Annotated in this window: 3 protein-coding genes; all 3 read left to right on the forward strand. The window is 69.7% G+C overall.

Annotation, left to right across the window (positions count from 1 at the left end):
* Window positions 1-7: 7 nt before the first annotated feature.
* The 3 genes from KOL99_RS00905 to KOL99_RS00915 are packed head-to-tail and all read left to right on the forward strand — an operon-like array spanning window position 8 to window position 14,129.
* Window positions 8-6,925, forward strand: a complete 6,918-nt coding sequence (locus KOL99_RS00905; protein ID WP_216508585.1) for a glycosyltransferase — start codon at window positions 8-10, stop codon at window positions 6,923-6,925.
* A complete protein-coding gene (locus tag KOL99_RS00910; protein ID WP_216508587.1) occupies window positions 6,922-10,815 on the forward strand; it encodes a glycosyltransferase in 3,894 nt (1,297 codons plus the stop codon). Before KOL99_RS00905 ends, KOL99_RS00910 begins: the two co-directional genes overlap by 4 nt.
* The gene (locus KOL99_RS00915) at window positions 10,812-14,129 is read left to right on the forward strand and encodes a nodulation protein NodZ (RefSeq protein WP_216508589.1); all 3,318 of its coding nucleotides are present in this window, start codon (window positions 10,812-10,814) and stop codon (window positions 14,127-14,129) included. The genes KOL99_RS00910 and KOL99_RS00915 overlap by 4 nt, the downstream gene beginning before the upstream one ends.
* Window position 14,130: the final 1 nt, after the last annotated feature.

The raw sequence follows: 14,130 nt of genomic DNA on the forward strand, positions 1-14,130 counted from the left end.
AGTACCCGTGAGCAACCAGTACCAGGACCCGACCGACAAAAAGCTCAAAGTCGTCCACCTCTCCCACACCAACTACGGCGGCGCCGGCAAGGCCGCCTATCGGCTGCACCAGGGGCTCAGGAGGAGCGGGGTGGACTCCACCATGCTGGTCCTGAACCGCAAGGGGGACGACCCGAGCGTGCGAGCCATCCCGAGCGGGGAGGTCGGAGGGGTGATCGACTGCCCCCTGGAGTACCCGGCCAACGAGGCCTACTGGCAGAGGGTCTGGACCCGCTGGTGCCGCAGGATCTACGACTACCCCAACCGCCAGGAGTGCATCGAGATCTTCAGCGACGACTATTCGGAGCTGGAGCTCTCCTGCTCGCGCGAGATCCGCGAGGCGGATATCGTCAACCTGCACTGGGTGCCGGGCATGGTGAACTGGGAGCAGGCCGCGGCCGCGTTCCAGGGGAAGCAGGTGGTCTGGACCATGCACGACATGAACCCCTTCACCGGCGGCTGCCACTACGCGGGGAGCTGCCGCAACTACCTCACCGGGTGCGGCAGCTGCCCGATGCTCGGGTCCAAGGACCCGCAGGACATGTCGCGCGCCGGCTTCCTCGCCAAGGAGGCCGCCTACCGCCGGCTCCAGCTGCACCCGGTGGCCCCGAGCCGGTGGCTCGCCGCGACCGCCTCCGAGAGCGCGCTCCTCTCCCCCTTCCCGGCCCGGGTCATCCCCAACGGCTTCCCCACCGAGGTGTTCCGCCCCTTCGCCAGGCGCGAGGAGGTGCGCCGGGGGTACGGCGTCCCCGAGGGGGCCAAGGTGGTGCTGTTCGGCGCCGAGAACCTCGCCAACGAGCGCAAGGGGTTCATCTACCTGCTGCAGGCCCTGCGCGGGCTCTCCGACTACAACCTGGTGCTCGCCGTCTTCGGCACCCTGCAGGAGGAGCTGCGCAACACACTGAACCTCCCCATCATCAACCTGGGCTACGTCGAGGAGGAGGAGACGCTGGCCGCCCTCTACTCGATGGCGGACGTGTTCGCCATCCCCTCCATCGAGGACAACCTCCCCAACACGGTGGTTGAGGCGATGCTCTGCGGCGTGCCGGTGGTCGGCTTCGACGTGGGGGGGATCCCGGACATGGTGCTGCACCGCGAGACCGGCTTCGTCGCCCCCGCGCGCGACGTGAAGGCGCTGGCGGAGGGAATCTGGTGGACGCTGTTCCACCCCGAGGCGCAGGGCATGGGGGAAAAGGCCCGGCAGCGCGCCCTCGCCACCTACAGCCTGGAAGCCCAGGCGGCGAGCTACGGCGAACTCTACCGCGAGATCGTGTCCCGGACGGAGACCCCTTCGGGGCGCGCCGCCGTCCCCCCCGTCACATCGGGCCCCTCCGGCAGGGACGGCTCCGAACCCGTTTCCGGCACCTGCCCCAAGATCTCCATCGTGGTCCCCTCCTACAACCAGGGGGACTACCTGGGGGCCTGCCTGGAATCGATCGTGTCCCAGGGGTACCCAAACCTGGAGCTGATCGTTATGGACGGCGGTAGCAGCGACGGCTCCGTCGAGGTGATCAGGCAGTACGAAAAGCAGATCTCCTACTGGCAGAGCCAGCCCGACGGCGGCCAGTACCGGGCCATCGACGAGGGGTTCCGGCGCTCGACCGGCGACATCATGGGGTGGCTCAACTCGGACGACATGCTCCACCCCGGCGGCCTGAAGGTGCTGGCCGAGGTGTTCGGGGAGCGCCCCGAAGTGGAGTTCGTCACCGGCAAGAGGATCGGCTTCGACGGGGACGGGAAACTCAACTCCTACGGGTTCGAGACCAAGGCCTGGAGCCGCGCCGAGCTGTTGCGCAAGGACCTGATCCACGAGGTCTCCCTGTTCGTGATGCAGGAGGCGACCTACTGGCGCAGGAGCCTGTGGGAGAAGGCGGGGGGGAGCCTCGACCTCTCCTTCAAGATCGCCGCCGACTTCGAGCTCTGGCTCCGCTTCAGCCGCTACGCCAAGCTGCACACGGTGGCGGCCCTGATCGGCGGTTTCCGGTACTACAGCGGCGGGCAGCGCTGCAACCAGTTCCGGGCAGAGTACCTTACCGAGTGCGATGCGGTGATCGACCGGGAGCGGCAGCTTCCCCCCACCCCGCTCGACTTCGCGGCCGCTCCCCCCCCGATCCCGTATCCGCTGTGCGCGGAGCCCAAGCCCTCCATCGCCATCAGCGTGCCGGAGCTCCCCACCATCTCCATCGTCACCCCGAGCTTCAACCAGGCCGGGTTCCTCGAGGAGTGCCTGGACTCCGTGCTCTCCCAGAACTACGGCCGGCTCGAGTACATCGTCATGGACGGCGGGAGCACGGACGGCTCGGCGGACATCATCAGGAAGTATGAACGGCACCTCCACTACTGGCAGAGCCGCCCGGACGGCGGGCACTACCCGGCGGTGAACCAGGGCTTCGCCCGCTCTACCGGCCAGGTGATGGCCTGGCTCAACTCCGATGACAAGTACCATCCCGGCGCCCTGCGCCTGGTCGCCGACACCTTCCGCCACTTTCCGGAGACCGCCTGGATCACCGGGAGCCCCACCGGCTGGGACGTCTCGGGCGCGGTGCAGTACATGGCGGCCGAGATCCCGCTCTGGTCCCGGGCCAAGTACCTGCGCGGCGAGATCGGCCCGCCGCACATCCAGCAGGAATCGACCTTCTGGCGCCGCGAACTGTGGCAGCAGGCGGGAGGGAACCTCGACACAGCCTTCGAGCTGGCGGCCGACCTGGAGCTGTGGGCGCGCTTTTTCCGCCACGCGGAGCTGAGGACCCTGCACGCGCCCCTGGGCGGTTTCCGCAGTCACCCCGACCAGAAGACGGCGAGCCTCTTGGAGCGCTACAACGCCGAGGCGGCCCGGGTCATCGAGCGGGAGCGCCGCTTCTACCTGGCCTCGGGATCCCCCGGCCTCACCCCCGCCCCGCCGGCATTGCAGGTGAGCGAGGTGGAGGGACGCGCCCGCACCTCGGTGATCCCGGAAAACTTCGGGGCCTTCACCTACTCCCGCGCCTATCATTTCGCCTACTTCGCCGGGATGGACCTCGAGCTGTACGGCGCCCCGGTCGATCCCGCCGACTGCGACCTCAAGGTGTACCAGGACCTCCTCGCCTATTCCTTCATCAGGAAGAACGTCCCAGAGGGGGCCAGGATCCTCGAGGTGGGAGGGGGCGCCTCGCGGGTACTGAGGGCGCTCAGGGAGCGCTACGAGTGCTGGAACCTGGACAAGCTGGAAGGGGTGGGCAACGGCCCGGTGGCCGTGGCCGCCGACGGCTACCGCCTGGTGCGCGATTACCTCGGCTCCTTCTCCCCCGAGCTTCCCGCCGGCTACTTCGACGTCGTCTTCAGCATCTCGGTGCTGGAGCACGTGGAACAGGGCGAGGAGCAGTTCGAGAAGATCCGCGCCGACCTGGACCGGGTGCTCAAGCCGGGAGGGTGGTCCCTGCACTGCTTCGACGTGGTGGCCCGGGGGCCGGGCAAAGGGGTCTGGAGCAACCCCCTGCTCCCCTACCTGTTCGAAAAGGTCGCCACCGTGAACCGTTTCGTCCCCCTGGAGCAGGTCTACCAGGATCCCTTCGTCTACCACATGAGCGAGGCGGCCTATGACCGGCACTGGAGGCCGATGACCGGCGTCCCCATCGGCGAACACGGCTTCCCGCTCTCCTATAACGTCCTGTGGCAAAAACCCGCCGCCGAGGCGGTGCTCCCCGGGCCCTCCGCCCCCTCCCGCGCCGGCGGGGAGGAGGGCTACCTGGTCTCCGCCATCGTATCCACGTACAATGCCGGGCGTTTCTTCCGCGGCTGCCTGGAAAACCTGCTGCGCCAGACCCTGTACCAGCGGGGCGAACTGGAGATCGTCATCATCGACAGCGGGTCGCAGCAAAACGAGGGGGAGATTGCCCGGGAGTTCATGGCCCGCCATCCCCACATCGAGTACCGGCGCACCGAGCGCGAGACCCTTTACACCGCCTGGAACCGGGGCATCGCCCTGGCCCACGGACGTTTCCTCACCCACGCCAACACCGACGACCGGCACCGCGCCGACGCCTTCGAGATGATGGCGCGCGAACTGGGGCGAAGCGGGGCGGGGCTCGCCTACATCGACGCCCTGATGACCTGCGGCGCCAACGAAACCTTCGAGGAGAACGGCGCCACCAAGAAATGGCTGTTACCCGACTTCGACCTGCGCCAGGCGCTCTTCGACTGCCCCTTCGGCTGCCAGGTGATGTGGCGCGCCGACGCGCACGCGGAGGTCGGCAGCTTCGACGGCAGCTTCAAGCGGGCCGGCGACTACGAGTTCTTCTTCCGGCTGGCCCTCAAGAAGGGGGCGCTGCACATCCCCGAGATCGCCGCGCTCTACCACGAATCGATCTACAACCTCTCCTACCAGGCCCCGCAGGAGGTGATCCGCGAGGTGCACGGCTTCATCGACGCGCTGCGCACCACCTTCCCGCTGGAGAAGATCTACCCGTACCTGGAGCAGGACGGCTCCCCCGCCGCACGGGTGGCCGCCCTGGTCGATTTCGGCAACCTGCTCATGGGCGCCAGCGGCTCGCTCTTCACCGATCTTCCGCTGGCCGAGTCCTTTTACCGCAAGGCGCTGGAGCTCCAGCCCGGGCGCTCCGAGCTGGCCGACAACCTGGCGGTGGCCGCGATGGCGCAGGGGAAACGGGAGGCCGCCCTCGCCGCCATCGCGCTCAGTTCCTCCGAGACGCCCCGGCTGGCGCGGTACCGGCAGGAGCTGCTCCGGGGGCGCATCCCCGCCCAGCTCGACCTGGTCCGCATCCCGCACCCGGGACTGGACGCCATGGCGCCGGTGAAGGTACTGGAACAGATCAGGGTACCGCTCACGCCGCAGGAGCTGGCGGCGCGCAAGCCGGCCCGGCCCGCGTCCACCTCCCCGGGGGAGGGGAACCCGTCCTCTCCGACCGTGGTGGTGGACGGCGTCTTCTTCATGACCCCCAGGACCGGCATCACCCGGGTCTGGGAGGCGCTCCTCAACGAGTGGGCGGCAACCGAGTTCGGCAGATCCGTGCTGGTGCTGGACCGGATCGGCACCGCGCCCAAGATCCCGGGGCTGCGCTACCGGACCGTTCCCGGCTACGACGTCCGCCCCGCCGGGTGGGACCGCGCCATGCTGCAGCAGGTCTGCGACGAGGAGGGGGCCGACCTGTTCATCTCCACCTATTACTCCAGCCCGCTCACCACGCCGTCGCTTTTTTTGAGCCACGACATGATCCCCGAGATGAGCGGGATGTACGACCTGCGCGACCCGCAGTGGCAGGAGAAGCGCCACGCCATCGCGCACGCCCGGGCCTTCGTGGCCGTCTCGCACAGTACCGCCCGGCACATGGAAAAGTTGTATCCCGAGCTTGCCGGGCGCATCGAGGTGGCCCACTGCGGCATCGACCGCGAGCTGTTCCATCCCGCATCCGAGGCGGAAAAGGCGGCCTTCCGTGAGGCTCACGGCATGGCCAGGCCTTACTACCTGTTCGTGGGCAAGCGGACCGAGCACAAAAATGGCCGGCTGTTGTTCCAGGGCTTCGCGCGTCTCCCCGAGCGCGGCGGGCTCGCCCTCGTCTGCGTCGGGGGCGCCCCCGAGCTAGAGCCGGAGCTGGCGGCGCTGGCCGCGGGGAGCGAGGTGCACCTGGCGCAGTTCGGTGACGACGAGCTGCGTGTCGCCTACTCCTGCGCCGAGGCGCTGGTCTACCCCTCCACCCACGAAGGATTCGGTTTGCCGCTTCTGGAGGCCATGGCCTGCGGCTGCCCCGTGATCACCTGCCGCAACAGTTCCATTCCGGAGGTGGCCGGCGAGGCCGCCCTGTACGTCGGTCCCGAGGATGCCGGGGAGATGGCCGCGGCCCTGGCGCGGGTGCGGGTGCCGCACGAGCGCCGTCGCCTGGTCGAACTGGGCGCCCGGCAGGCCGAGCAGTTCTCCTGGCGGAAGATGGCCCGCACCATCCAGGACGTCATCTGCCGCAGCTTGGCGGCCGACGCCCGCCCCGCCGATGCTGCGCCGCCCCTCTCGGCGCCGCCCACCGCGCCCACCGCGCCCACCGCGTCCACCGCGTCCACCGCGCCCACCGCGTCCACCGGGTCCACCGGGTCCACCGGGTCCACCGGGTCCACGTCCACAAAAGCGCCCGCGCCGTCCGCCCCGCGCCTCTCGGTGGTCATTCCCAGCTACAACTACGGCCGCTACCTGGAGTCCTGCCTGGACTCCATCCTCTCCCAGGGGTACCCCAACCTGGAGCTGCTGGTCCTCGACGGCGGCTCCACCGACGACACCGTGGAGATCCTCAAGCGCTACCAAAAGCACATCTCCTTCTGGCGCAGCCGCAAGGACGACGGTCAGTACGCCGCCATCGAGGAAGGGCTGAACCGCTCGACCGGCGAGATCATGACCTGGCTCAACGCGGACGACATGTTTCACCCCGGCGCCTTCGACGCGGTCTCCCGCATCTTCGCGCGCACCCCCCAAGTGGAGTGGCTCATGGGACGCCCGAACAGCTTCGACGAGAACGGGCGGCAAAAACACGTGCTCACCTTCCTCCCCATGAACTCGCGCGCCAAGTACCTGGCCGACGAGGAGTTCATCCAGCAGGAAGGGGTGTTCTGGCGCCGTTCCCTGTGGCAACGCAGCGGCGCCTACATCGACAAGACCCTGCCGCTCGCCGCCGACCTGGAGCTGTGGGCCCGTTTCTTCAGGAGCGCGCGGCTCTTCTCGGTGGACCTGCTGCTCGCGGGCTTCCGTGACCACCCCTTGCAGAAGTCCAAGGACAAGGCGGGCTACACGGCGGAGGCCAACCGGGTGCTCGCCCGCGAGCGGGAGCTGTTCGCCGCCGAGGCGACCCCCTTCAACCCGCCGGCGCCGCTTCCCGTCCTGATCCAGGGCAACGAGGTGATCCTGTGAGCGGCGCAGTCAAACGGTTCCTGGTCTCGGCGATCGTCTCCACCTACAACGCCGACCGCTTCCTGGCCGGCAAGCTCGAGGACCTGGAGGCGCAGACCATTGCCCCCGAGCTGGAGATCATCGTCATCGACTCCGCCTCCCCGGGCAACGAGCGCGCCATCGTGGAGCAGTTCCAGAAACGCTTCGACAACATCCGCTACCTGCGCACCGACAAGCGCGAAACCGTGTACCAGGCCTGGAACCGCGGCATCAGGATGGCCACGGGGGAGTTCGTCACCAACGCCAACACCGACGACCGGTTGCGGCACGACGCCTACGAGGTCCTGGTGCGGACGCTTAAGGAGCACCCGGAGTGCGTGCTCGCCTACCCGGACATGCGCATCACCAAACAGGAGAACGCCACCTTCGAGCGGCACGAGCCCTTCGGCTTTCGCGACTGGCCCGAATTCGACCGGCTGAACCTCCTGGAACTCTGCTGCGTCGGCCCCTTCCCGCTCTGGAGAAAATCGCTGCACGACGACATCGGCTACTTCGACGAGCGTTTCAAGAGCGCCGCCGATTACGAGCTCTGGCTGCGCGCAGCACTCAGGCACGACTTCGTCCACGTACCGCAGTTCCTCGGGCTCTACTGGCTTTCCGAGGAGACCGTCTCCAGGAAGGGGGATCTCCCCACCCTGGAATACCTGGAGGTGCAGAAGGAGTACCGCCCCCGCTTTGCCCCGATCACCCCGGCGCCGGTGGAACTGGAGCCGGAACAGTGGCGGGAGTTCCAGGCCATGGCGGCGCGGCTGGACGCCGGCGACGGCGGGGTCCTCCCCGAGCTGGAGCGCTTCAGTGCGCGGCACCCGCGCGCCCCCCGCTTCCACCTGGAGCTGGCCCGCATCTTCTACAAGAAGGGGGAGATCGGCTACGCCAAGAAGTACTTCGAGAAGGCCGCCATCATCGACCCCGGCAGCGACAGTTACCGCGACGCCCTCCTTTCCTTCCTGAAGAGCGAGCTCTACCAGGCGCTGCAGCACCAGACCGCCTTCGTGGCCGTCAACCCGGACGACCTGGAGGCGCACCTCTGCGCGGGCATGATCCTGATCCTCATGGAGCGCTACCAGGCGGCCCTGCCCCACTACCGGCGCGCGCTGGAGATCGCCCCGGACAGCGCGCTCGCCCGCGAAAACATCGCCTTCCTGGAGCGGGAGCTGCGCCCCAAGGTGCACCCGCTCACCTCCATCGTGGTGGCGGCCGGCGACAACGCCGCCTGCGCCCGCGAATGCCTGGAGGGAATCGAGCGGCACACCCCGGAGCCGCACGAGGTGATCGTCGTGTTCAGCGGCGGCGACGAGGCGGCACTCGCGGACCTGCAGGAATTCTGCGCCGGGCGCGCCGGCCACCTGCTCATCGACTGCGGCGGGCGCTCCCCCGCCGCCGCCTTCGGCGCCGGGCTGCGCGAGGCGGTCGGCAGGGAGCTGGTCCTGTTGCACGGGGACGTGGTGGTGACCCGGGGCTGGCTGTCGCGCATGCTGGACACCCTGGCCCGTGAGGGAAGGGCCGGCCTGTGCGGTCCCATGACCAACCGGGCGGACGGGCTGCAGGGGAAAGTCGCCTGCAGCTACCGCAACCTCTCCGAACTGGAGCGCTGCGCCGAAACCTTCGCCGGCACAAACTACGGCCGCCGCATCGACGTGCCGCGTCTGTCGGGCTTTTGCCTCTTGTTCTCACGTGAGCTTTTGAACGAGGTCGGTGAGCCGGACGGCAGCTTCGCCTCGGACGCCTGGGCGGAGGACTTCTCGCTGGCCGCCGCCCTCAAGGGATACGGCTGCGTCGTCGCCGGGGACGTCTTCGTGCACCGCTACGGCACCCCGGACGAGGATTTCCTGCTGCACCGGGAGCGCCCGCTCCTGGAGCGGAAGTGGGAGCTGGCGGCCCAGGAGCCGAAACTCGCCGCGCGCCTCTTGCGGCACCGGTCCGAAATCGAGGCAAACCGGCTGGCGCGGGCCGGGAGGCTCAGGGAGGCCGTGGACCTGTTGATCGAGCAAGGGGTGCGGCTCGCCAGCGGCGACCCCGCCCCCTACCTCGCCCTGGCACGGACACTGGCCGAGGCGGGGGAGAGCCGCGAGGCGCTGGCAGTACTGGCCCACGTCCCGCCGGGAGCGGCGCAGGCGACGCATCTCTTGCGGGCGCGCTGCCACGAGGCCGGCGGCGAGACCGACCAGGCGCTCGCCGAACTGGAGCGGGCCGCCGCCCTGGACGACGCCGCGCCCGAGCTCATCGCGCTGCAAGGGACGCTGGCGCTGCGGACGGGCGAGCGGGACCGGGCCGAGGACCTCGCGCGCCGCGCCCTGGTGGCCGACCCCGGCTGTGCCCGGGCCTGCGGCACCCTGGCCGCCATCGTCTGGGAGGGTGGGGACAGGGAACAGGGGCTGCAGTTGGCCGAGCGCGCCTTCATCCTCGCCCCGCTGGAGCTCGCCTCGCTCGGGCGCTACCACGACTACGCCACCGCGCTGGAGCGGCTGCCGCGCGAGGAGGAGCACCTGCGCGAGGCGATCGCCCTCTACCCGGAGCACAAGGGGCTTTGCTACGGCTTGATCGAGCTCCTGATCCGGAGCGCCCGCTACGGCGACGCGATCGGCGAGATCGAGCACGCCGCGGCCCGCTTCGGGCTGGACGACGCCGGCATCGACGCCGCGCTGCAGGTGAGGGGGCTCGCCGGCCACCCCCCCGCGGTAGCGCGAGGGACCGGCAGCATCTCGGTCTGCATGATCGTCAAGGACGAGGCGCAAAACCTTGCCGCCGCGCTCGACTCGGTGCGCACCCTGGCCGACGAGCTGGTCGTGGTGGATACCGGCTCCATCGACCGAACCCGCGACATCGCCCGCATCTTCGGCGCGCGCCTCTTCGACTTCCCCTGGACCGGGAGTTTCGCGGCCGCGAGGAATTTCTCGCTGGCGCAGGCCACCGGGGACTGGATCCTGGTGCTGGACGCCGACGAGGTGCTGGCCCCAACCGACCTCGGCCCGCTCGCCGACCTGGCCCGGAAGGGGGGGCGCATCGCCTACTCCTTCACCACCAGGAACTACACCCACGAACTGGCCCGGCGCGGCTGGGTCGCCAACGGCGGCGAGTACCCCGAACAGGAGCGGGGGTGCGGCTGGACCGGCAGCGACAAGGTGCGGCTGTTCCCGAACCTGCCGCCCCTGCGCTTCGAGGGGGCGGTGCACGAGCTGTTGGAACCCTCCCTGCTGCGCGAGGAGATACCGATCCACGCCTGCGACGTGCCGGTGCACCACTACGGCAAGCTGGACCAGGCGGCGAACCGGGCCAAGCAGGAATTCTACTATCGCCTGGGGGTCCAAAAGCTGGAGGAGACCGGCGCGAGCCACGAGGCGCTGGCGGAACTGGCGCGGCAGGCGACCGAACTGGGGCTCCTCGACGAGGCGGAACAGCTCTGGCAGCGGCTCTTGCGGGAAAAGCCGGAGCAAGCGGAGGCCTATTTCAACCTGGGCTACCTCCACCTCGCCTCGGGCGATTACCGGCAGGCGCGGTCCTACGCCCTCAGGGGGGTGGAGCTTGCCCCGGACCTCAAGGAGGCCGCCTTCAACCTGGCCAAGTGCGAGCTCTACCTGGGTCAGGTCGCGGCGGCGCTGACACGCTGCCGCGGCATGCTGCACCAGTGGCCCGGCTACCCGGCGGCCCGCTCGCTCTACGCGGTCTGCCTGCTGCTGGAGGGGGACCGAGCCGGCGGCGAGGCCGAGGTGGCGCGCCTGGCGGCGCACGGCTTTGACTGCGGCGATTTCCTGAACGAGTACGCGGGCGGGTTGCGGCGAGGCGGCTTCGAGCAGTTGGCCGCACCGCTTGCCGACCTGGCGGCGCGGCTCCCGGCGGGGGTGCGGTCATGACCGAGTCCCAGAGCCTGAAGGAGCTTTTCGCGGCGGCCAACGCCCTCTTCGCCTCCGGGGACCTCTCCGGCGCCGCCGAGCGCTACCGGCGCGTGCTGCAGCTCGACCCCTATTTCGCCCAGGCGAGCTTCAACCTCGGCTGCACCCTGGACCGTCTCTGCGGGCCGGGCGAGGCGCTCCCCCACTTCGAGCGGGCGGCGCAGCTCGTGCCGCAGTGGAGCGAGGCGCACGGCAACCTGGGCCTCGCGCTGGCGCGGGTGGGACGCATGGAGCAAGCCGCCGGCGAGCTCGCCGAGGCGTGCCGCCTGGCGCCGGAGCACGCCGGCTACCGCAACAACCTCGGGCTCGCCCTGAGCGCGCTCGGGCGGGGCGAAGAGGCGCAGGCGAGCTTCAAGGAGGCGATCCGCCTCGATCCCGGCTACCCGGAACCGCACAGCAACCTCGCCATCCTCTACGAGCGTTTCGGCAACGGCGCCGCCGCCATCGAAGCGCTGCGCCAGGCGCTGAGACTCCGCCCCGATTACCCCGAGGCGCACCACAACCTGGCCAACGCGCTCAAGTCACAGGGAAGGCACGAGGAGGCGATCGCCCATTACCGCGAGGCGCTCCGGCTCAAGCCCGACTACCTGGAGGCGCGCAGCTCGCTGCTGTTCGCCCTCCTCTACGGCACCCATACCGCCGAGGAGACCATTTTCGCCGAGCATGCCGCCTTCGGGGCTTCGCTGCGCCGCGCCGTCAAGCCCCACGACAACGGACCCGACCCGGACCGGGTGCTCACCATCGGCTACGTCTCGGGCGACTTCAGGGAGCACGCCGTGGCCCGCTTCATCGCCCCGGTTCTCTCCCACCACGACCGGAGTCGCTTCCGGGTCTTTTGCTACTCCAACGTCGAGGTACCGGACGCCGCGAGCTGCGAGCTGGCCGGGCTGTGCGACCGCTTCGTCAACATCGCGGGGCTCCCGGACGACCAGGCGGAAGAGCTTTTGCGCGAGGACGGCGTCGACATCCTGGTCGACCTTTCCGGGCACTCCGCGGGGAACCGCCTGCCGCTCTTCGCGCGCAAGCCGGCGCCGGTGCAGGTCACCTGGATCGGCTATCCCTTCAGCACCGGTCTGGACAGCATCGACTACCGCATCAGCGACGCCATCTGCGACCCTCCCGGCGACTCCGAGCGCTACCACAGCGAGGAGCTGATCAGGCTGCCGGGGACCTTCTCCTGCTTCGCTCCCCCCGAGGACGCCCCCGCCGTCGCCCCGCTCCCCTGCCTCGCCACCGGTGAGATCACCTTCGGCTCGTTCAACAATCCGGCCAAGATCACCGGCGAAGCCCTGACCATGTGGGCCGACGTGCTGCGCGCGGTCCCCGGCTCACGGCTCCTGCTCAAGGGGTATTCGCTCGCCTGCCCGCAGGGTCGGCAGCGCTTCCTGGACGCCTTCGCCGCCGCCGGGATCGACGCCGGCCGGCTGGAACTCATCGGCAACACCCCGTCCTACCGGGATCACCTGGCGCTCTACGCCAGGGTCGACATCGCCCTGGACACCTTCCCCTACCATGGCACCACCACCACCTGCGAGGCGCTCTGGATGGGGGTCCCGGTGGTGACGCTGGCCGGTTCCTCGCACCGCTCCCGCGTCGGCGCCTCGCTTTTGCACAGCGTCGGCCTGGACGGGCTCGTCGCCCACGACGGCCGCGGCTTCGCCCAGCTCGCCCACGCCCTGGCGCTGGACCGGCCCCGGCTGCAAGGGCTCAGGGAGACGCTGCGCGCCACCATGGCCTCGGCCACGCTCACCGACGGCGCCGGTTTCACCAGGGGACTGGAAAAGGAACTGATTGCGGCCTGGGGACGGTGGTGCCGCCGCCACGTCCCCCCCCCCGCGGATCCGAAACAGGAGGGGCGCGAACTGTTGCGCGAGGGGAGGCTCGACCCCGCTCTGCGGCGCTTCCTGGAGCCGCTGCGCGCGGGCGACAAGTCCACCCTCACCGACATCCAGGACACCCTAAACGCCCAGACCGCCGCCGACCAGGCGCGCGCCCTGGCGCGCGAAGAGGGGCGCACAGCGGAAGTCGCCCCGGAAGAGATCGCCAGCGAGACCCTCGCCGAGTGCGCCGAGCTTCTCTGCAGCGCGGGGCTCGTCACCCCCGCCGACCTCGTCTGCCGTTACCTCGGCGACCGCGGCTACCAGAGTCCCCGCGTGAGCCGCACCCTGGGCGCGGTGGCCCTGGCCATCGGCCAGCCGGGCGCGGCGGTGGCCGCGCTCTCCCGCGCCCTGGAGCAGGGTGACGCCTCGCGCGCCACCCGCATCCTGCTGGTGAAGGCCCAGCAGGCGGCCGAGTTCCCCCCCTCCGGTGAGCGGGGGGAGCGCCTGTTGCTCGTCAAGGCCTGGGGCTACGGCTTCTGGAGCGACGTGAACCACGTGCTTGGGCAGTTCCTGGTGGCGGAGATCACCGGACGCACGCCGGTGGTGCACTGGGGGGCCAATTCGCTCTTCAGCGACGACCCGTTCGAGAACGCCTTCACTAGTTTCTTCGAGCCGGTGTCACCGGTCACCATCAACGACGTCATCTCGCGCCGGCGCAGCTTCTACCCACCCAAGTGGCAGCGCGACAACGTGCGCCACGAGAACCTGGCCAAGTTCGACGGCCCCTGGTCGCGCTGCTCCGCGCTCTGGACCCTGGAGCGCAACGAGGAGGTCGTGGTGAGCGACTTCCATTACGCCGTCAACGATCTCGCCCCGTGGATTCCCGCCGGGCACCCGCTGCACGGGCTCTCGACGGAGGAGCTCTACCGCTACCTGTTCGAGCGCTACCTGAAGGTGCGGCCCCGCATACTGGAGCGGGTGGAGGCGTTTTACCGCGAGCATCTGGCGGGCGCCCCGGTGATCGGGCTGCACGTACGGGGGGGAGACAAGGTCGGTGAGGACCCCGGGCTCGCCAGGCTGAACGCCCTCTACCTCCCGGAACTGGAGCGGTTGCTGCGGGAAAAGCCGGAAGCGCGCATCTTCCTGAGCACCGACGACGACCGCATCCTGGCCCGCTACCGCGAGCGCTTCGGCGACCGGCTGGCCTATACCGTCTCGACCCGCACCGCCAACCTGCAGGGGGTACACTACCAGAAGCAGGCGAGCCGCCGCGCGCTGGGGGAGGAGGTGCTCATCGATGCACTCCTCGCCGCCCGCTGCGACCATTTCCTGGGCAACGGCCTCTCCAACGTGTCGCTGGCCGTGGCGCAGATGAGGCGCTGGGCGCCCGGGACCTGCCGGCTCTTCGGCACCCGGCTCGACTACCTGCGCCAGCTCACGCTGTTCCGGAGCTGAC

Origin of the sequence: Geomonas azotofigens (genome assembly GCF_018919395.1) — a bacterium.
GTDB classification, from domain to species: domain Bacteria; phylum Desulfobacterota; class Desulfuromonadia; order Geobacterales; family Geobacteraceae; genus Geomonas; species Geomonas azotofigens.